At 52.9% G+C, this 21,765-nt stretch carries 22 protein-coding genes; 3 read left to right on the top strand and 19 right to left on the bottom strand.

Going from position 1 to position 21,765, the window contains the following annotated elements; all coding sequences use genetic code 11:
• Positions 1–69: 69 nt before the first annotated feature.
• Together mfd and ldtC are read left to right on the top strand one after the other, a co-directional pair.
• A complete protein-coding gene (gene mfd, locus V6E55_RS05130) occupies positions 70–3,516 on the top strand; it encodes a transcription-repair coupling factor (protein ID WP_316942310.1) in 3,447 nt (1,148 codons plus the stop codon).
• 138 nt (positions 3,517–3,654) lie between these two features.
• The gene (gene ldtC, locus V6E55_RS05125; protein WP_316942309.1) at positions 3,655–4,620 is read left to right on the top strand and encodes a L,D-transpeptidase LdtC; all 966 of its coding nucleotides are present in this window, start codon (positions 3,655–3,657) and stop codon (positions 4,618–4,620) included.
• A gap of 77 nt (positions 4,621–4,697) precedes the next feature.
• Here ldtC and bhsA read toward each other — a convergent pair whose 3' ends face one another.
• A complete protein-coding gene (bhsA, locus tag V6E55_RS05120; RefSeq protein WP_114978200.1) occupies positions 4,698–4,955 on the bottom strand; it encodes a multiple stress resistance protein BhsA in 258 nt (85 codons plus the stop codon).
• A gap of 244 nt (positions 4,956–5,199) precedes the next feature.
• Here bhsA and V6E55_RS05115 point away from each other — a divergent pair, with 244 nt between their 5' ends.
• Positions 5,200–5,835, top strand: a complete 636-nt coding sequence (locus tag V6E55_RS05115; protein WP_028019033.1) for a TetR/AcrR family transcriptional regulator — start codon at positions 5,200–5,202, stop codon at positions 5,833–5,835.
• A gap of 59 nt (positions 5,836–5,894) precedes the next feature.
• Here V6E55_RS05115 and V6E55_RS05110 read toward each other — a convergent pair whose 3' ends face one another.
• The 18 genes from V6E55_RS05110 to fabD all read right to left on the bottom strand — a co-directional run bounded on the left by V6E55_RS05110 (position 5,895) and on the right by fabD (position 21,762).
• A complete protein-coding gene (locus V6E55_RS05110) occupies positions 5,895–6,434 on the bottom strand; it encodes a glycine zipper 2TM domain-containing protein (protein WP_008500779.1) in 540 nt (179 codons plus the stop codon).
• Positions 6,435–6,627: 193 nt separating this feature from the next.
• Positions 6,628–7,932 carry an NAD(P)/FAD-dependent oxidoreductase gene (locus V6E55_RS05105; RefSeq protein WP_316942308.1) on the bottom strand — a complete coding sequence of 435 codons (1,305 nt, stop codon included), beginning with the start codon at positions 7,930–7,932 and terminating at the stop codon, positions 6,628–6,630.
• A 238-nt stretch (positions 7,933–8,170) separates the two neighbouring features.
• Positions 8,171–8,713 carry an alpha/beta hydrolase YcfP gene (ycfP, locus tag V6E55_RS05100; protein WP_028019035.1) on the bottom strand — a complete coding sequence of 181 codons (543 nt, stop codon included), beginning with the start codon at positions 8,711–8,713 and terminating at the stop codon, positions 8,171–8,173.
• A gap of 34 nt (positions 8,714–8,747) precedes the next feature.
• A complete protein-coding gene (nagZ, locus tag V6E55_RS05095) occupies positions 8,748–9,773 on the bottom strand; it encodes a beta-N-acetylhexosaminidase (RefSeq protein WP_129996096.1) in 1,026 nt (341 codons plus the stop codon).
• Positions 9,774–9,784: 11 nt separating this feature from the next.
• Positions 9,785–10,609, bottom strand: coding sequence for a thiamine kinase (gene thiK / locus V6E55_RS05090; RefSeq protein ID WP_316942342.1), 825 nt, complete (start codon positions 10,607–10,609; stop codon positions 9,785–9,787).
• Positions 10,590–11,237, bottom strand: coding sequence for a penicillin-binding protein activator LpoB (gene lpoB / locus V6E55_RS05085; RefSeq protein WP_028019038.1), 648 nt, complete (start codon positions 11,235–11,237; stop codon positions 10,590–10,592). Before lpoB ends, thiK begins: the two co-directional genes overlap by 20 nt.
• 10 nt (positions 11,238–11,247) lie before the next feature.
• Complete coding sequence (locus tag V6E55_RS05080) at positions 11,248–11,622, bottom strand: YcfL family protein (protein ID WP_028019039.1); 375 nt, start codon at positions 11,620–11,622, stop codon at positions 11,248–11,250.
• Between the two features lies 1 nt (position 11,623).
• Positions 11,624–11,983 (bottom strand): purine nucleoside phosphoramidase, encoded by a 360-nt coding sequence (hinT, locus tag V6E55_RS05075; protein WP_114978204.1) that lies wholly within the window; start codon positions 11,981–11,983, stop codon positions 11,624–11,626.
• A gap of 258 nt (positions 11,984–12,241) precedes the next feature.
• Positions 12,242–13,675, bottom strand: coding sequence for a PTS glucose transporter subunit IIBC (ptsG, locus tag V6E55_RS05070; RefSeq protein ID WP_108090213.1), 1,434 nt, complete (start codon positions 13,673–13,675; stop codon positions 12,242–12,244).
• 297 nt (positions 13,676–13,972) lie between these two features.
• The gene (locus V6E55_RS05065; RefSeq protein ID WP_114978206.1) at positions 13,973–14,767 is read right to left on the bottom strand and encodes a metal-dependent hydrolase; all 795 of its coding nucleotides are present in this window, start codon (positions 14,765–14,767) and stop codon (positions 13,973–13,975) included.
• Positions 14,768–14,777: 10 nt separating this feature from the next.
• The gene (holB, locus tag V6E55_RS05060) at positions 14,778–15,782 is read right to left on the bottom strand and encodes a DNA polymerase III subunit delta' (RefSeq protein ID WP_114978207.1); all 1,005 of its coding nucleotides are present in this window, start codon (positions 15,780–15,782) and stop codon (positions 14,778–14,780) included.
• Positions 15,779–16,420, bottom strand: a complete 642-nt coding sequence (gene tmk, locus V6E55_RS05055; protein ID WP_316942307.1) for a dTMP kinase — start codon at positions 16,418–16,420, stop codon at positions 15,779–15,781. The genes holB and tmk overlap by 4 nt, the downstream gene beginning before the upstream one ends.
• Entirely contained in the window at positions 16,410–17,432 is a 1,023-nt protein-coding gene (gene yceG, locus V6E55_RS05050) for a cell division protein YceG (protein ID WP_316942306.1), read from the bottom strand. Before yceG ends, tmk begins: the two co-directional genes overlap by 11 nt.
• Positions 17,429–18,244, bottom strand: a complete 816-nt coding sequence (pabC, locus tag V6E55_RS05045; RefSeq protein ID WP_316942305.1) for an aminodeoxychorismate lyase — start codon at positions 18,242–18,244, stop codon at positions 17,429–17,431. The genes yceG and pabC overlap by 4 nt, the downstream gene beginning before the upstream one ends.
• Before the next feature lie 119 nt (positions 18,245–18,363).
• Entirely contained in the window at positions 18,364–19,605 is a 1,242-nt protein-coding gene (fabF, locus tag V6E55_RS05040) for a beta-ketoacyl-ACP synthase II (protein WP_316942304.1), read from the bottom strand.
• A gap of 89 nt (positions 19,606–19,694) precedes the next feature.
• Positions 19,695–19,931 carry an acyl carrier protein gene (gene acpP, locus V6E55_RS05035; RefSeq protein WP_003857954.1) on the bottom strand — a complete coding sequence of 79 codons (237 nt, stop codon included), beginning with the start codon at positions 19,929–19,931 and terminating at the stop codon, positions 19,695–19,697.
• 154 nt (positions 19,932–20,085) lie between these two features.
• On the bottom strand, positions 20,086–20,820 hold the full coding sequence (gene fabG / locus V6E55_RS05030) for a 3-oxoacyl-ACP reductase FabG (protein ID WP_028019048.1): 735 nt from the start codon (positions 20,818–20,820) through the stop codon (positions 20,086–20,088).
• Between the two features lie 12 nt (positions 20,821–20,832).
• Complete coding sequence (gene fabD, locus V6E55_RS05025) at positions 20,833–21,762, bottom strand: ACP S-malonyltransferase (protein WP_129996099.1); 930 nt, start codon at positions 21,760–21,762, stop codon at positions 20,833–20,835.
• Positions 21,763–21,765 lie beyond the last annotated feature (3 nt).

The following is a 21,765-nucleotide window of genomic DNA, read 5'->3' as shown; positions in this document are numbered from 1 at the left end:
TAAAGACATTGCGTATCAGTGATATGCCCCAATACTGTTGGTATATCCATAAGAGACTCTGACATAGCCATGCCTGAACACTATCGTTATTCCTTGCCTGTCAAAGCGGGTGACCAGCGCCAGCTGGGTGAACTCACGGGCGCGGCGTGCGCCACGCTGGTAGCGGAAATCGCTGAGCGTCATCCTGGCCCGGTAATCCTGGTTGCCCCGGACATGCAAAACGCCCTGCGTCTGCACGACGAAATTCGCCAGTTCACCGATAGCCTGGTGTTCAGCCTGGCCGACTGGGAAACGCTGCCCTATGACAGCTTCTCTCCGCATCAGGAGATCATCTCCTCTCGCCTGTCGACGCTGTATCAACTCCCGACCATGCAGCGTGGCGTGCTGATTGTACCGGTGAATACCCTGATGCAGCGCGTCTGTCCGCACAGCTATCTGCATGGGCATGCGCTGGTGATGAAAAAAGGTCAGCGCTTGTCCCGCGATACCCTGCGCGTGCAGTTGGACAGCGCCGGATATCGCCATGTTGATCAGGTGATGGAACACGGAGAATACGCCACCCGCGGTGCATTACTCGATCTCTATCCAATGGGGAGTGACCAACCGTATCGCCTGGACTTTTTCGATGATGAAATCGACAGCCTGCGCGTGTTTGACGCTGACACGCAGCGTACGCTGGAAGAAGTGGAATCCATCAATTTACTCCCCGCGCACGAGTTCCCGACGGATAAAACCGCCATCGAACTGTTCCGCAGCCAGTGGCGCGATAAATTCGACGTCAAACGCGATGCCGAACATATTTATCAGCAGGTCAGCAAAGGGACGTTGCCCGCAGGTATTGAATACTGGCAACCGTTGTTCTTCAATGAACCCCTGCCTCCGCTGTTTAGCTACTTCCCGGCGAATACGCTGATTGTTAACACCGGAGATATCGACGCCAGCGCCAGCCGCTTTGAAAGTGAAACCCGCGCCCGTTTTGAAAGCCGGGGCGTTGATCCGATGCGTCCGCTGTTGTCCCCGGAAGCGCTTTGGCTACGTACCGATGAACTCAATGCGGAGTTGAAACGCTGGCCGCGTATGCAGCTTAAAACCGATTCGCTTGCCGCTAAAGCCGCCAATACCAATCTCGCGTTTCAGACGTTGCCAGATCTGGCCGTTCAGGCACAGCAGAAATCACCGCTGGATAATCTGCGTAAGTTCCTCGAATCCTTTACCGGCCCGGTGGTGTTCTCAGTTGAGAGTGAAGGCCGTCGCGAAGCACTCGGAGAGCTGTTGGGGCGTATTAAAGTGGCGCCTAAGCGTATCCTGCGTCTGAGCGAAGCCACCGGAAACGGTCGTTATCTGATGATTGGCGCCGCCGAACATGGGTTTATTGATACGCTCAATAACCTTGCGCTGATTTGCGAAAGCGACCTGCTGGGTGAGCGCGTCGCGCGTCGCCGTCAGGACAGCCGTCGTACCATCAACCCGGACACGCTGATCCGCAACCTGGCCGAGTTACACCCGGGCCAGCCGATTGTTCACCTGGAGCATGGCGTCGGGCGTTACCAGGGAATGACCACGCTAGAAGCTGGTGGTATCAAAGGTGAATACCTGATGCTGACCTACGCGAACGACGCCAAACTGTATGTTCCGGTCTCTTCCCTGCATCTGATCAGCCGCTACGCGGGTGGCGCAGAAGAGAATGCGCCATTGCATAAACTGGGTGGCGATGCCTGGGCGCGCGCGCGCCAGAAAGCAGCGGAAAAAGTGCGCGACGTGGCGGCTGAGCTGCTGGATATCTATGCACAACGCGCGGCCAAAGAGGGCTTCGCCTTTAAACATGATAAAGAACAGTATCAACTGTTCTGCGACAGCTTCCCGTTTGAAACCACGCCAGATCAGGCCCAGGCCATTAACGCCGTGTTAAGCGACATGTGTCAGCCGCTGGCGATGGACAGACTGGTCTGCGGCGACGTCGGCTTCGGTAAAACCGAAGTGGCGATGCGCGCAGCCTTCCTTGCGGTGGAAAACAACAAGCAGGTGGCAGTGCTGGTACCCACGACCCTTCTCGCTCAGCAGCATTTCGACAACTTCCGCGACCGTTTCGCCAACTGGCCGGTGCGCATAGAGATGCTGTCACGTTTTCGCAGTACCAAAGAGCAGACGCAGATTCTGGAGCAGGCAAGCGAAGGTAAGATCGATATTCTGATCGGTACCCACAAACTGCTGCAAAGTGATGTGAAATGGAAAGATCTGGGGTTGTTGATCGTCGACGAAGAGCACCGCTTTGGGGTGCGTCATAAAGAGCGTATCAAAGCGATGCGTGCCGATGTCGATATCCTGACTCTGACCGCAACGCCAATCCCGCGAACCCTGAATATGGCGATGAGCGGCATGCGCGACCTGTCGATTATTGCCACCCCACCGGCGCGTCGTCTGGCGGTGAAAACCTTTGTCCGCGAGTACGATAATCTGGTGGTACGTGAGGCGATTCTGCGTGAAGTGCTGCGCGGAGGTCAGGTCTATTACTTATACAATGATGTGGAAAATATCCAGAAAGCCGCGGACAGGCTGGCGGAACTGGTACCGGAAGCACGCATTGCTATCGGTCACGGGCAGATGCGCGAGCGCGAGCTGGAACGGGTAATGAATGACTTCCACCACCAGCGCTTTAACGTTCTGGTGTGTACCACCATCATTGAGACCGGGATCGATATTCCGACGGCAAATACCATCATTATCGAACGAGCCGATCACTTTGGTCTGGCGCAACTCCACCAGTTGCGTGGCCGCGTCGGGCGTTCACACCATCAGGCCTACGCCTGGTTGTTAACGCCGCATCCGAAAGCGATGACCACCGATGCCCAAAAGCGTCTGGAAGCGATCGCCTCCCTGGAGGACCTTGGCGCCGGCTTTGCGCTGGCAACACACGATCTGGAAATCCGTGGTGCCGGTGAACTGCTGGGTGAAGACCAGAGCGGCTCCATGGAGACCATCGGCTTCTCCCTGTATATGGAATTGCTGGAAAACGCGGTCGATGCCCTGAAGGCCGGACGCGAGCCGTCGCTGGAAGATCTCACCAGCCAGCAGACCGAGGTTGAATTGCGTATGCCTTCCCTGCTGCCGGATGATTTCATTCCGGACGTAAATACCCGTCTGTCGTTCTATAAACGCATCGCCAGTGCGAAAAGTGAGAATGAACTGGAAGAGATTAAGGTGGAGCTGATCGATCGTTTTGGTCTGCTGCCAGACGCGGCGAGAAATCTGCTGGATATCGCGCGCCTGCGTCAGCAGGCACAGAAGCTGGGAATTCGTAAGCTCGAAGGGAATGAAAAAGGTGGCGTGATTGAATTCGCCGAGAAGAACCACGTCAACCCGATGTGGCTGATCGGCCTGTTACAAAAACAGCCGCAGCATTTCCGTCTGGATGGTCCAACACGCCTGAAATTCACCCAGGAACTGACGGAACGCAAAACCCGCATGGACTGGGTGCGTCACTTTATGCGTCAACTGGAAGAGAACGCGATCGCTTAACCCACTCTCCCCCCGCTAGCGGGGGGACAATTTACAAACACTTTGCACTTCACCCGATCTTCCCGACACACCCATTCATCATAATTATCATTAACGCCTTATAAAACAATAACCTTATCATTTATATGGATTATGGTAATGATGACCTCTTCGCGTTTTACTCGCTGGATAACATTGTTTGCGCTGGCAGCCACCGTCGCGGTTGCGCTCCCTGCTCGTGCGAATACCTGGCCACTTCCACCACCGGGCAGCAAGGTCGTGGGGGAAAACCGCTTTCATGTAGTTGAAAACAATGGTGGCTCACTGGAAGCGATTGCTAAAAAATATAATGTCGGTTTTCTGGCCCTGCTGCAGGCGAACCCCGGCGTAGACCCCTATGTACCGCGTGCGGGCAGCGTATTGACCATTCCGTTACAAACAATCCTGCCGGATGCCCCGCGCGAGGGGATCGTGATAAATCTGGCAGAGTTACGTCTCTACTATTACCCACCGGGTAAGAATGAAGTTACTGTCTACCCTATCGGTATTGGTCAGTTGGGCGGTGATACCCTGACGCCAACGATGGTTACCACCGTATCAGATAAGCGCGCTAACCCAACCTGGACACCAACAGCTAATATTCGTGCCCGTTATAAAGCACAAGGAATCGACCTTCCGGTCGTTGTTCCTGCAGGGCCAGACAACCCGATGGGCCACCACGCGATCCGCCTGGCGGCTTACGGTGGTGTCTATCTGTTGCATGGAACGAATGCAGACTTTGGCATTGGCATGCGCGTTAGTTCCGGCTGTATTCGTCTGCGTGATGACGACATCAAGACGCTTTTCAACGTCATCAAACCGGGGACCAAAGTGAATATTATCAATACGCCGATTAAAGTCTCGGAGGAGCCAGGTGGTGAGCGACTGGTTGAAATTCACCAGCCATTATCGAAAAACATCGACGATGATCCGCAGACATTACCCATTAACCTGAATGCTGCAATGGTAAGTTTTAAAACGAATGCCAGCACCGATGGCATAGTCATGGAGCGCGCAATGGAGGCCCGGTCGGGAATGCCAACCGATGTCACCCGACATCACGACATCGCTTCACAGGCGATGTAAACGCACAGATAAGAAAAACGCCCTGCTCATGCAGGGCGTTTTTTATTGCAGTGGCATAAATGAGGGTTCAGCCGGGCTTATTTGTAGATAACAGCAGTGCCGTGCAGTGTGTTAGGACCGGTCACTGAGGTAATACGGAAAGATTTCGCACCCATCTCTTCCGCTTTTTGTGCCAGCTGATCTTCCAGGGAACCCAGGTTAGTACCTGCAGAAGCAGAGATAGTACCAACTTTATGCTGATCAGCAGGGGTGGATTGTACCTGTACAGCTGCAAAGCTTGCGAAAGAGAGTGAGCTCAGAATTGTGGCAGCGATGAGGGTTTTTACGTTTTTCATGATGTTTACCTTTAGCAGATGAATTTGGAGGTCGTCAGTTAATTACTTAACGATCGATAGTTAAATCATAAATGTGATCCACATCACACGTCAACATAATTTTATAACGAGCATTAAGTTATTTTTAAAGTCGTTATTTTTCATACATATATGATTAATTTATTTTTAAGCATTCTGCACTGGTGGTGGGTTGCGTTTATTTTTATAATGTTCATTCACCAAACCAACAGAGGACCAACGGCAAATGACAACCGATGTCACGAGTTGTGCGAAGAAAAGCCGTGGCCGACCAAAAGTGTTTGACAGGGATGCAGCGCTTGATAAGGCCATGACTCTCTTCTGGCAACATGGGTATGAAGCAACTTCGCTTTCTGATCTGGTAGAAGCTACCGGAGCCAAAGCGCCGACGCTGTATGCCGAATTTACCAATAAAGAGGGGCTGTTCAGGGCAGTGCTGGACAGATACATTTCGCGCTTTGCAGCGAAACACGAAGCCCAACTTTTTTGTGAAGAGAAAAGTGTTGAACAGGCGCTACGGGACTTTTTCACTACCGTCGCCACCTGCTTCACCAGTAAAGATACGCCAGCTGGCTGCTTTATGATTAACACCTCTGCCACCCTTGCGGCGTCCTCTAAAGAGATCGCTAAAACGGTGAAGTCGCGTCATGCCATGCAAGAGGAGACGCTAAGTGCGTTCCTGGCACAGCGTCAGCAGCGTGGTGAAATTCCCGCGCATTGCAATCCTCAGATACTGGCGCAATATCTGAGCTGTATTTTGCAGGGGATGTCGATAAGCGCACGTGAAGGCGCCACGCTGGAAAAATTGCAGAGTATTACTGACACCACCCTACGACTGTGGCCTGAACTACTCAAAATCTGAAGCAAAAAAAAGCTCCTCAGCCTGAGCGCATGAGGAGCTAAATTCAGAGAACATCTTTTTTACACTTTGTTATTCAGAACCAACTGGCCATTTCCATCCAGTGGAATTTGTGTGCCAGGATCTTTATCCATGCGGATTTTGCCCTGCTGATCGCCAATTTTGTACGTCACGTCATAACCCAGCATTTTTTCCGACTTGTCATAGACGGTTTTGCAACGTTGCTGAGTCGTGGTGTAGGTGTCATTATCCTGCATCGCGCCCTGCACCTGGTTACCGGCATAGCCGCCGCCCAGCGCGCCGACCACGGTCGCCACATCTTTACCCCGACCACCGCCAAACTGATGACCAATCACGCCACCTGCTACCGCACCCAGAACAGAACCGGCAATGCGGTTTTCATCCTGTACCGGACGACGGTGAGTCACGGAGACGTTGCGGCACTCCTGACGAGGGGTTTTTACGGTTTCTTTAATCGGTGTAGCAGAAACCACCTGTGCATATTGCGGGCCGCGGTCTAATACGTTGAGACTGGCAACGGCAGCCACACCTAACGCAGCCGCAACACCAATCCCTATACCCGCCAACATTGATTTATTCACGGGACTTCCTCCTTTGTTGCTATTGGTAACAATTTTGCAATGGAGACAAGGCTTCGCCAATAAGATAAAGGATCAAAAAAAGGGCGTTGAGAGGAGATAAAACGTATTTAGGAGAACTCTTAAGCACTCAATCTGTGATGAGCAGCATGATATGCTAAAAACTCCCTCCGGAGAGCCCGGAGGGAGTGAAAGATTAGTGCAGCTTCAGACGCGGACGGATCACACGGTTGATTCTGCCCACCAGCATCATCAGCCCGGTTTTGAAGTAGCCGTGCAGCGCAATCTGATGCATACGGTACAGGGAGATATACACGAAGCGTGCAATGCGCCCTTCCACCATCATTGAGCCACGCATCAGGTTGCCCATCAGGCTGCCGACGGTAGAGAAGTTTGACAGTGAAACCAGAGAACCGTGGTCTTTATAGACATAGCCTTTCAATGGCTTGCCTTTGTACTGCGCCAGAATGTTGTGCAGCACCAGGCTTGCCATCTGGTGTGCGGCCTGAGCGCGCGGCGGCACGAATCCACCTCCAGGACGCGCGCAGGAAGCACAGTCACCGATAGCAAAGATTTCAGGATCACGTGTGGTTTGCAGCGTCGGCTCCGTCACCAGCTGGTTAATGCGGTTCGTTTCCAGGCCACCGATATCTTTCATAAAGTCAGGTGCTTTGATACCCGCTGCCCAGACCATCAGATCCGCTTTGATGTATTCGCCGTCTTTGGTGTGCAGACCGCCTTCGTCGGCGCTGGTCACCATGGTTTGCGTAAGCACCCGCACGCCCAGTTTGGTGAGCTCATTGTGTGCCGCACCGGAAATACGTGGCGGCAGTGCAGGCAAAATGCGCTCACCGGCTTCAACCAGCGTGACGTTCAACGCTTCGTTGGTTAGCCCTTTGTAACCGTAGCTGTGCAGCTGTTTCACCGCATTGTGCAGCTCCGCGGACAGCTCAACACCCGTCGCACCACCGCCGACAATGGCGATATTAACCTTACCGTTCGCACCCAAATTGCTGGTGTACTTCAGGAACAGGTTCAGCATTTCCTGATGGAAACGACGCGCCTGGTGCGGGTTATCGAGGAAAATACAGTGCTCTTTCACGCCCGGCGTGTTGAAGTCGTTGGAGGTACTACCCAGCGCCATGACCAGCGTGTCATACGCCAGTTTACGCTCAGGAACCAGCAGCTCCCCTTTCTCGTCGCGCAGCTCTGCCAGGGTAATGGTTTTGCTTTCACGGTTGATATCCACCACCGAGCCCAGCTGGAACTGGAAATGATGGTTGCGCGCGTGCGCCAGATAGCTGAGCGCATCCACACCCTCATCCAGAGAACCGGTTGCCACTTCGTGCAACAACGGTTTCCACAGGTGACTGTGGTTACGATCTACCAGCGTAATTTTGGCTTTTTTACCGCGACCCAGCTTCTTGCCCAGCTGTGTAGCCAGCTCCAGCCCGCCAGCACCACCGCCTACAATCACTATCTTTTTCAATGGCGTAGTCAACGTGACCCCCTCAAATTATTAACCAATTGTTAATTAAAAGTTATAAAAATAACCCTTAATTAACAACAGGTTACAACACTGAAACCATTCAGGTGCATTGAGAATACCACGTCAGGCGCATTGGTCATACCAAAATTGATATGCATCAAGTTTTGATGGCTTAAAAGTAGACAATTCTGGTCAAAAAGAAAGCCCGGAACGCTTTCGCGGCCGGGCTTTGGCGCCTGCGGATAAGTGGTTAACCCAGCGTTTTAAACGCTTTGATACGCTGCAGGTGCGGTGAGATGTTTTTGAATTTGTGCGTCTGTTCTTCGTCCCAGACAATCTCATAGTAATGATGCAGCAGTTCAGCAGCCCGATGGCTGTTGAGTGCCTCATCTTTACGTGAAAGGATCACCAGACAGCGGTCGCGGTTTTTCTCACGAAAATTGCTGACGCACTTGGTCGCAATATCAACATACTCTTCCGGGCGGTCAATTTTGCCTTCCATGTTCTCGTTCGGGAAAAGGTTAGGATTGAAAACCACCTGGCGGATGTCACACAGGAAGCCAATGCGCTCCGCCCAGTAACCGCCCAGCCCCACTCCGCAAATCAACGGACGATCATCGACGTTGAGCTGCAACATCTTGTCCACTTCTTTGAGAAGATGTTGCATATCATGCTTTGGATGGCGCGTACTGTAACTGATCAGCCGAACATCCGGATCGATAAACTGCAGTTGCAACACCTTCTCATGATTACCAGGACTGTTTGAGTCAAAACCGTGTAAATAGATGATCATTGTCTTCTCACCACGCTACGCCTTCCGGGAGGGTTTACAGACTGGCTTTATGTGCCTGCCAGCGCTCATTCAGGTCTTCAAGCCGGGCGTTGACCGCCTTCCAGCGCGCCGAATCCATCAACTCCTGACGGCTAAATGAACCTTTATGATACAATTGTGTAACACGCTCTGCATTGATCGGCGACAGGTTATCCAGCACGCTAACGGCACCTTTACGATTATTGCAGACCAGGATCATATCGCAACCTGCATCCAGCGACGCCTGACCGCGTTCCGCATAGCTGCCCATAATCGCGGCCCCTTCCATCGACAAGTCGTCTGAGAAAATCACGCCATTGAACCCTAACTCCTGACGCAGAACAGTTTTCAGCCAATGCGGAGAACCGCTGGCAGGACGTGGGTCGACGTCGCTGTAAATCACGTGCGCGGGCATGATGGCGTCCAGCTTGTTATCGGTGATAAGCGAGCGGAACACCGACATATCTTTGGCACGAATTTCCGCTTCCGGGCGCGGATCGCGTGGGGTTTCTTTGTGCGAGTCCGCGGTTACTGCACCGTGGCCCGGGAAGTGTTTCCCGGTGGTTTTCATTCCCGCATCGTGCATACCGTCGATAAACCGGGTCGCCATCGCCAGCGCAATACGCGGATCTTCATGATATGAGCGTTCACCAATGGCAGCGCTGATATGTCCCACGTCCAGAACCGGGGCAAAACTAATGTCGATATCCATGGCAATCATTTCACTGGCCATCAGCCAGCCAGCCTCCTGCGCCAGTTTTCCCCCCTCATCCGTGCCTAACAGCGCAGCAAAAGACTGGGCTGCTGGCAGGCGGGTAAAGCCTTCACGAAAACGTTGTACGCGTCCGCCTTCCTGATCTACGGCCACCACCAGATGGTTACGCGATGCGTCGCGGATCTGACGCACCAGTTCACGCAGCTGTGCCGGATCGTGATAGTTGCGGGTAAACAGGATCAGGCCACCCACCAGCGGATGCGCCAGAATCTCACGCTCCTCCGCATCCAGTTCAAACCCTTCTACATCCAACATGACTGGACCCACACCAACCTCTCTTATCCTTTAGTTTGTAACTGACGCCAGGCATCGTCTGCCAGCGCAATAAATTGTTTGTATCTGGACTGCTGAAAGCGCATTTCAAACCAGCCAGCCATCAGCATCACGACCCATGGCCGCCACCGCCTGACCTGACGCGCCAGCGCTCCTTCATCAAGATGTGCCACCCTGGCGTAGTCTCTGATGAGGTTTTGCCGCGCGGCTTCACTCTCTGTCCAGACTGCCGCCAGTTCAAGCGCTATATCGCCGTCTCCGGCATATTCCCAGTCGATAAGCCTGGCCCCCACTGACGTATGAACAATGTTTCCGACATGAACATCCATGTGCAACGGTGAGAGCCGAATCGGCTGTGGCTCACCCGCTTTACGCAGTCGTTTGAGATGTGCAAGCCACATTGGGGTACGTCTGTCTGGCAGGGCTTGCTGCCAGTAGTGCTCAAGCAACGGGAACAGCGCGATTCGCCACCCCAGACGCGGCTGCTGATGCAAATGATACAACATAGCCGCAAGCACAGGGGTGTCCGGGAGCTCGCTTTTGATCTCACCCGCCAGATACGCAACAGCCATCCAGCCCTGCCCGAAAAAACAGGGCTCAGGCACAAGATCCGACGGAAGACGCTTCAGGGCGCGAAACTGACGACGAAAATGGGAAGCTGGAGCGAAAGGATCATGGTTCTGCCGCAGCACCAGCCGTTGTTCGCCATGCTCTATAATGCAACTCGCGCCGCCAAGCCCGGAATGGGCCTGCGGCGCGATAAGGCGATACTGGGGAAAATAACGCGTCAGGATCTCTTCACGCGTAAATTCACTGTTGCGTAACGGCACCTTTACCTGACCAGATAATTTCACCTGTCTGAACCAGCATCAATTGCATCTGCAGAGCTGGCGTATTCACATTACCAGTGGCGTTAGAGTACAACACGTACTGTGCACCTACGTTACGGGCAATACCGATCGCCTTGCTACGGGTACCGAGACTATCCTGTGGTGACAGGCCCAGTTGCTGCTTAGCGACCGCGAGCTGCTGAGCCGAGACCAGCGTAAACTTACCGTTGTTAGCCAGAGCATTGCGCAGCGTCTCTGTCGCTTCACCCGCATTCAGTGAACCGTTGGTACGGTTGTTCACGCTATCAACCAGCAACACGCTACCTGCCGTCACGCCTTGAGCCTGCAACATTTTACCAACCATCGGCTGCATCGCACCGTTCCAGTCATAATGACGCACGCGTGGCGCTGGCTGTGACGTCTGGTCCGGATGTTCAATCGGGCCCGGCTGCGACGGAATTGACGGAACCGACGGCACGGTTGGCTCCGGCTGCGTGGGTTGTGTCGGCTGCTCAGTACCGGGTTTAGCTTCTTCCACAGGCGCAGGCTGCTCAGTACGGGTCACACACCCTGCGAGGAATAAAGCAAAAGCTGTCACGAGCGCATAACGGCTCATATTTTTAATCAAGGTTCACCCCTTACAGATAAAGATAAAGTCTCACCTTATGTGCACCCAGATAGTTGGCGCTGCCATAGAGCGTTACCGACGACCTTGCCGGAATGGTGACGCTACGTGGCGCCTCCAGCGGGTGCATTTCAAGACCTCTTACGTCATACCAGAAAAAACGGTAATGAACCGTCACGGGTTCATGTCTTTCATTAAAGAGCGTAGAGGAAGCAGAAGAGTTGATTTCACTGATAGTCAACGCAGGTTGTTGCGCTGTGATGCCCGCAGCAAGCACAGAGGATTCCATCACCAGCGTCTGTTCATCACTCACGGGGATCGCCGGACGCGAGCTGCACCCCGCAATCATCACCATCAGTATCAGCGCTGCAATACGCCCTTTAAGCATGTCAAAGACCTTTATGTGCCAGCATCGGCCCCAGAGGACGTCCGCCCAGCAGATGCATGTGAATATGATAAACTTCCTGGCCACCATGACGATTACAGTTCATGATCAGACGGTAGCCGTCTTCAGCAATCCCTTCCTGTTCAGCAATTTTCGCGGCCACCGTCAGCATACGACCTAATGCCACTTCGTGCTCGGCTTTTACGTCGTTTACAGTTGGAATCAGAATATTAGGAATGATGAGGATATGAGTCGGTGCCTGAGGGGAAATGTCCCGGAAAGCCGTCACCAGTTCATCCTGATAGACGATATCCGAAGGAATTTCGCGACGGATAATTTTACTGAAAATCGTTTCTTCAGCCATGACCTTTTCCTTTTTTGTTTAATCTGACGTGGTGCGTCCGCTGTTAACACACTCTCTGAACGATCGTGTGACATAACGCAAGAGTATGAGCGAGTTTCTCCTGTCCTTTCAACCTTCTCCCCCGATTTCTTTCCCGAATGTTCATCTGCTGTATGAAGAGTGACCGCTCGCGCGCCTTAGTGACGTTTTTTAAGACATAAAACCCGCACCAATAAAAAAGGCAGCCATTCGGCTGCCTTAGTCTCCCCTAGTCACAACTTAGTGGCCGCGGATGTACTCATCCATTTCGGTTTTCAGGTTATCGGATTTAGTACCGAAGATTGCCTGAACACCAGAACCAGCCACAACAACACCTGCTGCACCCAGTTTTTTCAGACCAGGCTGGTCTACTTTCGCAACGTCGGCAACGCTCACACGCAGACGAGTGATGCACGCGTCCAGGTTAGTGATGTTCTCTTTACCGCCGAACGCGGCAACCAGTGCCGGAGCCATTTCGCTGGTTGCGCCTGCTTTGCTGTCTTCTGTTGCATCTTCACGACCTGGAGTTTTCAGGTCCAGTGCTTTGATCAGCACACGGAAGATGGTGTAGTAAACAACGGCATAGCACGCACCAACGATTGGGAACAGCCACAGTTTGCTGCTGTTACCGGACAGTACGATGAAGTCGATCAGGCCGTGAGAGAAGGACGTACCGTCACGCATACCCAGCAGGATACAGATTGGGAACGCCAGACCCGCCAGAATCGCGTGGATAACGTACAGGATCGGCGCAACGAACATGAAGGAGAACTCGATCGGCTCGGTGATACCGGTCAGGAACGAGGTCAACGCTGCGGAGATCATGATACCGCCCACTTTTGCACGGTTCTCTGGTTTAGCAGAGTGCCAGATAGCAATCGCTGCAGCTGGCAGACCGTACATTTTGAACAGGAAGCCACCTGACAGTTTACCTGCAGTTGGGTCACCCGCCATGTAGCGTGGGATATCACCGTGGAATACCTGGCCTGCCGCGTTGGTATATTCACCAATCTGCATCTGGAAAGGTACGTTCCAGATGTGGTGCAGACCGAATGGTACCAGGCAGCGTTCAACGAAGCCGTAGATACCGAACGCAACAACTGGGTTCTGGTAGGCTGCCCACTGAGAGAATGCCTGAATCGCGGAACCAATTGGTGGCCAGATGAAGGACAAGATCACGCCAGTGAAAATCGCTGCCAGACCAGAGATGATCGGAACGAAACGCTTGCCCGCGAAGAAGCCCAGATACTCAGGCAGCTTGATGCGATAGAAGCGGTTAAACATATAGGCCGCAATCGCACCGGAGATGATACCGCCCAGAACACCGGTATCTGCCAGGTGTTTCGCAGCGATCTCTTCTGCAGGTAAGTGCAGAACCAGCGGTGCAACCACAGCCATGGTTTTCACCATGATGCCGTAGGCAACAACTGCAGCCAGCGCAGAAACGCCGTCGTTATTGGTGAAGCCCAGAGCCACACCGATCGCGAAGATCAGAGGCATGTTAGCAAAGACAGAACCGCCTGCTTCGGCCATCACATGGGATACTACGGCTGGCAGCCAGCTGAAGTTTGCAGAACCGACACCCAGCAGGATACCTGCGATAGGCAGTACGGATACTGGCAGCATCAGCGATTTACCGACCTTTTGCAGGTTAGCAAATGCATTCTTAAACATAATTGAGAGTGCTCCTGAGTATTTGTGCTTTTTTTACGCTTTCACGCATTGGCCCGGGGGGAGTACCGTGCCGTGGACGGGACATCTAAGCGCCCTTTATTTATTACACAGAGTAAAATAATTCCCTCTGGGTTTGTTTGACGGCTATCACGTTTCAGCTTAAGGCGGTCGAAAAACTTTCAGTTATTTACAAAAAGCATGTCCGGATGTGTCTAAAAACACCCTCACCGCCCCAAATGAGGCGGTGAACTTTACTCGTTTTATTTATTAATTACGAGCCTAAAAAAAACAGGTGTATCAAACAGATTGCAGGCGGGCGGGGTCGATATGGAACAGCGTAGAGAAGTTTTCGGTCGTGACGCGGGCCAGTTCTTCAATACTGACACCTTTAAGCACGGCCATGTACTCAGCTACATCTCTCGTCATGGCTGGCTGGTTCTCTTTACCGCGATGCGGTACCGGTGCCAGATAAGGAGAGTCTGTTTCCACCAGAATGCGATCGAGCGGAACATAACGCGCAGCATCACGGAGCTGCTCTGCATTACGAAACGTCACGATCCCAGAAAACGAAATATAAAACCCCAAATCAAGCAGTTTACCCGCCGTTTCTCTGTCTTCTGTGAAACAGTGTAGTACGCCACCACAATCCGTCACGTTTTCTTCCCGGAGGATCGCCAGCGTATCCGCACGCGCATCGCGGGTATGAACAATGACCGGCTTGTTAAGTTCGCGGCCTATGCGGATATGATGACGGAAGGACTCCTGCTGGCGAGATTTAGTTTCAGGTGTGTAGAAATAGTCCAGCCCTGTCTCACCCATCGCGACAACACCCTCTTCCGCCGCCAGGCGACGTAAGTCCTCTACGTCGTATGCTTCATCCTGATTCAACGGATGTACGCCACAGGAAAATACGACGTTATCGCGAACGCCCACCAGCTCGCGCATGGTGCGATAGCCCGGCAACGTGGTTGCGACAGCCAGACAGAATTTCACATCGCGGGCGGCAGCTTTCGCCAGCACGTCATCCACGTTTTTATGCAGAGATTGATAATCCAGGCCATCAAGATGGCAGTGTGAGTCGACTAAAAACATAATGTCTCTCTCAGAGATGGGAAACAGGCGGTGTGATGCCTGGTTGCAGGTAATGTTCGATACGCAGTAACTGGTCGGTCAGTAACAGCTCGCGATTAAGACCAGTGACTGTCAAAAGCTGTTCACGGCTCTGGCAAACCTCATGAAGGATAGCGTGCAGAACCCTACCTGAGAGGCGGTTTGCCAGTGTGTTCACCAGCGGCCACACATCCAGGTTGGTCAGCAGTGTTGCGCCTTGCTGGATCTTGAGTGCATCCAGAAGTAAGGAAGCCAACCAGTGCAGACGTTCAACGGCCTGATCGCTATTCAGTGCAGGCAGTAAACTTAGCCAGTCATGGCTGTTGAGTGAAGAGTCAACGGCCTTACAGAGCGTCTCTCGCTGTGACCAGACATCAGGTTGCAATAGTGCCAACGCAGCAGCAGGTGCACCGCTGCTCAGACGCAATGCGGCCAGTGCACTATTTTGTGACGTTGTCACCTCTCGTTCCAGCCAGCTTAGCGCCCACGATTCCTGAGGCACTGCAAGGTGATGAAGCCGACAACGACTGCGCAGCGTCGCCAGCAATCGTCCCGGGTCACGGCAAGAGAGGAAGAACCACGTTTTTTCCGGCGGCTCTTCCAGGGTTTTCAACAGCGCGTTCGCTGCCGCCTCTGTAAGCAGTGTGGCGTCTTTAAGCCAGACCACCTTTGCACCGCCCAGTCGCGCATGTTCGTACAATTTTTCACTGACTTCACGCACGGCATCAATACCCAGCGTGTTTTTGCCCTTCTCAGGCTCAAGCGTATAGTAGTCAGGATGCGTGCCCGCCTGCATCAGCTGACAGCCACGGCATTTACCACAACTCTTGTGCCCTTCCGGTTGCTGGCACATCAGAAAACGGGTGATGGCATAAATCAACGCATCATCCCCCATCCCTGGCAACGCCTGAATCAGTAACGCATGATGCCCCCGACCCGCCTGATAGCTATTGATCAGCTGTTCAAAGTGTGGGCGCAACCATGGATACCATTTCATGCCTGCTGCTCCCGAAGCCACTGCGTCACGGTTTGCTGAATAGAACGGGTAACCACTTCCAGCGATTGGGTCGCATCAATGGTGCGAATAGAGCTATCCTGCGCTGCCAGCTCCAGATAACGCGCACGAGTGCGGTTAAAGAAGTCGAGAGATTCCTGCTCAATACGGTCCAGTTCACCGCGCGCACGGGCACGTTTCAGACCCACTTCTGGGGTCACATCCAGATAGAGCGTCAAATCGGGACGAAAATCACCGAGCACGGCATTGCGCAGTGTTGCCAGCATCGTCTGGTCAATACCACGTCCACCACCCTGATACGCCTGAGTAGAAAGATCGTGACGGTCGCCGATTACCCACTTGCCAGCGGCCAGCGCGGGTTTGATTACCGTTTCAACCAGCTGTACGCGCGCCGCGTAAAACATCAAAACTTCAGCTTTGTCAGTGATAACTTCGTCGCCAACGGATTTAATATCCAGCACCAGGCTACGCAACTTCTCAGCCAGTTGCGTACCGCCCGGCTCGCGGGTAAAGACCATGTCCGCAACGCCGAGCGCGTTGAGTGTGTCAACCACCACGTTGCGAGCGGTGGTTTTCCCCGCCCCTTCGAGTCCCTCAATGACAATGTATTTACTGCGCATTTTTTTCCTTAAGTGCCTTCAGATAGTCCTGAACAGAGCGATTATGGCTGGCAAGGTTGGTGTTAAAGGTATGTCCCCCTTTTCCATCAGCCACAAAATAGAGATACGGTGTTTTAGCCGGATGTGCAGCCGCACGCAGAGAAGCTTCACCTGGCGTGGCAATCGGGCCTGGCGGTAACCCGCTAATCACGTAGGTATTATACGCAGTTGGCGTCTCAAGATCTTTTCTCGAGATCTTACCCGCATAACTCTCGCCCATACCGTAGATGACAGTAGGGTCGGTTTGCAGACGCATACCGATGCGCAGACGGTTGATAAACACCGATGCAACCTGATCGCGCTCGGCCGCGACGGCCGTCTCTTTCTCTATAATTGAGGCCATCGTGACAAACTGGTTTTGATCTTTATATGGCAGCCCTTCCATTCGCCCTTCCCAGGCGGAATCCACTGCGGCGACCATTTTTTTATGCGCCCGCTTCAAAATCGCCACATCGGTGGTGCCCGCCGTGTACATCCAGGTATCAGGCCAAAACCAGCCTTCAACCCATTCCGGGTGTTCGAATTTCAACACTTCAGCAACTGTCTGGTAGCGATCATCTTTCAGGGTATGTTTGATATACGGCGCATCACGCAGCTGTTTGAGATAATCGCTCAGGCGCATCCCTTCCACAAAACGCAGCGGGAATTGAGCCTCTTTACCGCTTTCCAACAATTGCAACATGTCTCTGACGGTCATGTCAGGTGTAAAACGATAGGTACCGGCTTTGAAATGTGACAGCTCAGGTTCGATACGCAATAGCCACTGGAAGACACGCGGACGGTTAATGATTTTATCGCCGTAAAGCTGTTCTCCCAGCGCCAGACGTCCGGTTCCTGCTTTAAGGGTAAATATTGTCTCTTCTTTGATCAGAAGCTTGCTGTCCGCCATCTGACGAACCTTCCACACTCCGACTCCGCCAGCAATCGCCAGCACAACAACCAGGAGCAGGATAAAGCGCAACATTTTCTTCATGACGTTCTGGTTTGCTCACATAACGGGGCTAAAAAATGATACAGCTCGCGCGATGGCCAACGTTGTTGGCCACAGGCACGAACAGGTACAACTGGCATTAACGCATTACAGACAACAACCTCTTCTGCTGTTATCAGCGCATTCTCAGTTGCGTTAACTTCGACAACGCGAAAACCAGAGTGTGCCAGTTGCTGTAGACAAAACTGGCGCATGATGCCATTTACGCCAGCCTGATCAAGCTTCGGCGTAAAGACATCGCTGCCCTGCCGCCAGAATAAATTAGCCGCACAGCATTCAGTAATGAACCCTTCGCTGTCAAGGACCAGTGCCTCGTCTGCGTCTGACTGCTCAAGATGAGCGCGGATCAAGACCTGCTCAAGACGGTTAAGGTGTTTTATTCCGGCAAGCGCTGGGTTTCGCCCAAGACGTATTGGGCTTAATTCAAGCGTGATACCGTCCTGACGCCAACGTTCATAATGTGAAGGATATGCAGAAACGGAGAGGATCCGCACCGGATGCTGGCAGTTCGCGCCACTGTAGCCCCGGCCACCACTGCCACGGCTGATGATCACTTTCAGTACGCCGCTGGAATGCCCTTTTGCCCGTTGAGCCATCTCGTCGGCAAGTGTGTCCCAGTCCTTGAAAGGGATCTGCAGTTTTTCACAGGCACCCTGCAATCGTCGGATATGTTCTGCAAGTAAACAGACATCGCCATGACGAATACGCGCCGTGGTGAAGCAGCCGTCACCAAACTGAGTCGCCCTGTCGCTTGCAGGAAGCGTGTCCTGCTCAAGGCCATTGATTAGAAACATACTGGCTCCTTATGCGTGGTCGTACAGTCTGGCAAGGTGAATAACATCGGACAAGGGGATAAAACCGAATAAAAAAGGTCCGACAAGCGGACCTTTTTATCGCCATCAGGCAGCCAGGCTCAGACCTTTTTAAAGATCAGTGAACCATTCGTACCACCGAAGCCGAAGGAGTTACACAGGGTGTACTCCATACCACTGACCTGGCGCGCTTCGTGAGGAACGAAGTCCAGATCACAACCTTCATCCGGGTTATCCAGGTTGATGGTTGGCGGAACAGCCTGATCACGCAGGGCAAGAATGGAGTAGATAGACTCTACTGCACCCGCCGCGCCCAACAGGTGGCCGGTCATGGATTTCGTGGAGCTCACCAGTACGCAGCTGGCAGATTCGCCGAAGATAGACTTAACAGCCTGAGCTTCCGCTTTATCGCCTGCTGGCGTAGAAGTGCCGTGCGCGTTAACGTAGCCGATTTGTGCTGGGGTAATACCCGCGTCACGAATCGCGTTCTCCATGGCCAGCGCAGCACCTGCACCGTTCTCTGGAGGCGACGTCATGTGGTAAGCATCGCTACTCATACCAAAGCCAACGACTTCAGCATAAATTTTTGCGCCACGTTTTTTAGCATGTTCGTACTCTTCCAGCACGAGCATACCCGCACCATCACCCAGTACAAAACCATCACGGTCTTTATCCCACGGACGGCTTGCCGCCTGAGGATTGTCGTTGCGGGTAGACAGCGCACGCGCGGCACCGAAACCACCAACACCCAGCGGGGTGCTGGCTTTTTCAGCACCACCCGCAACCATAGCATCTGCATCGCCGTACGCAATGATACGCGCGGCCTGGCCGATGTTATGCACGCCGGACGTACATGCGGTCGCGATAGAAATGCTTGGCCCACGCAGGCCAAACATGATGGTTAGGTGACCCGCCACCATGTTAACAATCGTGGACGGAACAAAGAACGGACTGATTTTACGAGGGCCGCCATTCATCAGAGATGTATGGTTTTCCTCGATCAGGCCAAGACCGCCAATTCCGGAGCCAATAGCGGCACCGATACGGGTTGCGTTCTCTTCCGTAATTTCAAGACCAGAATCCTGCATGGCCTGAACGCCAGCGACAATTCCATATTGAATGAAGGCATCCATCTTGCGCTGTTCTTTGCGCGAGATGATCTCTTCACAGTTAAAATCCTTTACTAAGCCAGCAAATTTCGTTGCATAGGCGCTAGTATCGAAATGGTCGATTAGGCTGATGCCGCTCTGACCGGCAAGGAGAGCTTTCCAGGTGGACTCTACGGTATTGCCGACAGGAGACAACATGCCAAGTCCGGTCACAACTACACGACGCTTAGACACGTTTGTCCTCCAGGGAGGGATAAAAAAGGGATTCGTGGGACAAAAAAGATAAAACTCAGGCGGTCGAATGACCGCCTGGAGATGTTCACTTACGCCTGGTGACCGTTGATGTAATCAATGGCAGCCTGAACGGTGGTGATTTTCTCAGCTTCTTCGTCCGGAATCTCAGTATCAAACTCTTCTTCCAGAGCCATTACCAGCTCAACGGTGTCAAGAGAATCTGCGCCCAGGTCTTCAACGAAGGAAGCGGAGTTCACAACTTCTTCCTGCTTAACGCCCAGCTGTTCGCCGATAATTTTCTTAACGCGTTCTTCGATAGTGCTCATACTCTTAAATTTCCTATCAAAACTCGCTTTCGCGATGGTTTTCGTAGTGTATAAAATGTTGAAAAATTTGCAACTAAATCCCGGCAGTTCTTACCACGATTTTACGTTATTTTGAGGCCAATCCCTACAATAACGCAAATATTTTTCATCGTGATTAAACCATGTACATCCCGCCATTGACGTGGAGGGTCTCACCAGTGATGTAACCCGCTTCGTCAGAGGCTAAAAATGCAACCGCACTGGCAATTTCTTTAGGGTCGCCTAAGCGACCTGCAGGAACTGCTGCCAGTGTACCCGCACGCTGTTCTTCAGTCAGCGCACGCGTCATGTCCGTTTCAATAAAGCCCGGAGCAACAACGTTCACAGTAATACCGCGAGACGCGACTTCGCGCGCCAGCGACTTACTGAAACCAATCAGACCTGCTTTCGCCGCAGCGTAGTTAGCCTGACCAGCATTTCCCATGGTACCAACCACAGAACCGACAGTGATAATACGACCATGACGCTTTTTCATCATAGCGCGCATTACCGCTTTTGACAGACGGAATACAGATGACAGGTTGGTTTCGATAATATCGTTCCACTCGTCGTCTTTCATTCGCATTAACAGGTTATCACGAGTGATCCCGGCATTGTTTACCAGAATATCCACTTCGCCAAACTCAGCGCGAATATTTTCCAGAACAGATTCGATAGATGCAGGTTCGGTCACATTCAGTACCAGACCTTTACCGTTTGCACCCAGATACTCGCTAATGGCCTGAGCGCCATTCTCGCTGGTTGCGGTACCAATCACTTTCGCGCCGCGCGCAACCAGTGTCTCAGCAATTGCGCGCCCGATACCGCGGCTTGCGCCTGTCACCAGCGCGATTTTTCCTTCAAAACTCATGGTATTCCTCTTTTATTGCGAGAGTGCCGCTGACATCGCTTCCGGCTCGTTAATCGCCGAAGCTGTCAGGGTGTCAACAATTCGTTTTGTCAGACCGGTGAGGACCTTACCAGGACCGACTTCATACAGATGCTCAACGCCCTGTGACGCCATAAACTCAACGGTTTTGGTCCACTGTACCGGGCTGTAGAGCTGGCGAATCAACGCGTCACGGATAGCGTCCGGCGCTGTTTCGCATTTCACATCGACGTTGTTTACAACGGAAATTGTCGGCGTGTTAAACGTAATTTTTTCCAGCTCAACCGCCAGTTTCTCGGCAGCTGGCTTCATCAGCGCACAGTGTGACGGCACGCTCACTGGCAGTGGCAGCGCACGCTTGGCGCCCGCAGCTTTACAGGCAGCACCCGCACGTTCAACCGCTTCTTTATGACCGGCAATAACCACCTGGCCCGGAGAGTTGAAGTTAACCGGAGAAACGACCTGACCTTCGGCTGATTCTTCACAGGCTTTCGCAATGGCGGCATCATCAAGACCGATGATGGCAGACATGCCACCCGTGCCTTCAGGTACTGCTTCCTGCATGAATTTACCGCGCAGTTCCACCAGGCGTACCGCGTCAGCAAACGCGATCACACCAGCACACACCAGCGCAGAGTACTCACCCAGGCTATGGCCTGCAAGCAGCGCTGGCGCTTTACCGCCCTGCTGCTGCCAGACACGCCACAGCGCAACGGATGCAGTCAACAGCGCTGGCTGAGTCTGCCAGGTTTTGTTCAGTTCTTCTGCCGGCCCCTGTTGCGTCAGTGCCCACAGATCATAACCCAGTGCATCTGAAGCTTCACGGAAAGTCTCTTCAATTACCGGGTAGTTTGCTGCCATTTCAGACAACATCCCAACGGTTTGAGAGCCCTGGCCCGGGAACACAAAAGCAAATTGCGTCATTTT

It is taken from the genome of Enterobacter sp. 342 (assembly GCF_036663495.1).
Classification (GTDB): Bacteria; Pseudomonadota; Gammaproteobacteria; order Enterobacterales; family Enterobacteriaceae; genus Enterobacter.
Note: the sequence above shows the minus strand (reverse complement) of the source record. Positions and strands in the feature narration are given on the sequence as shown.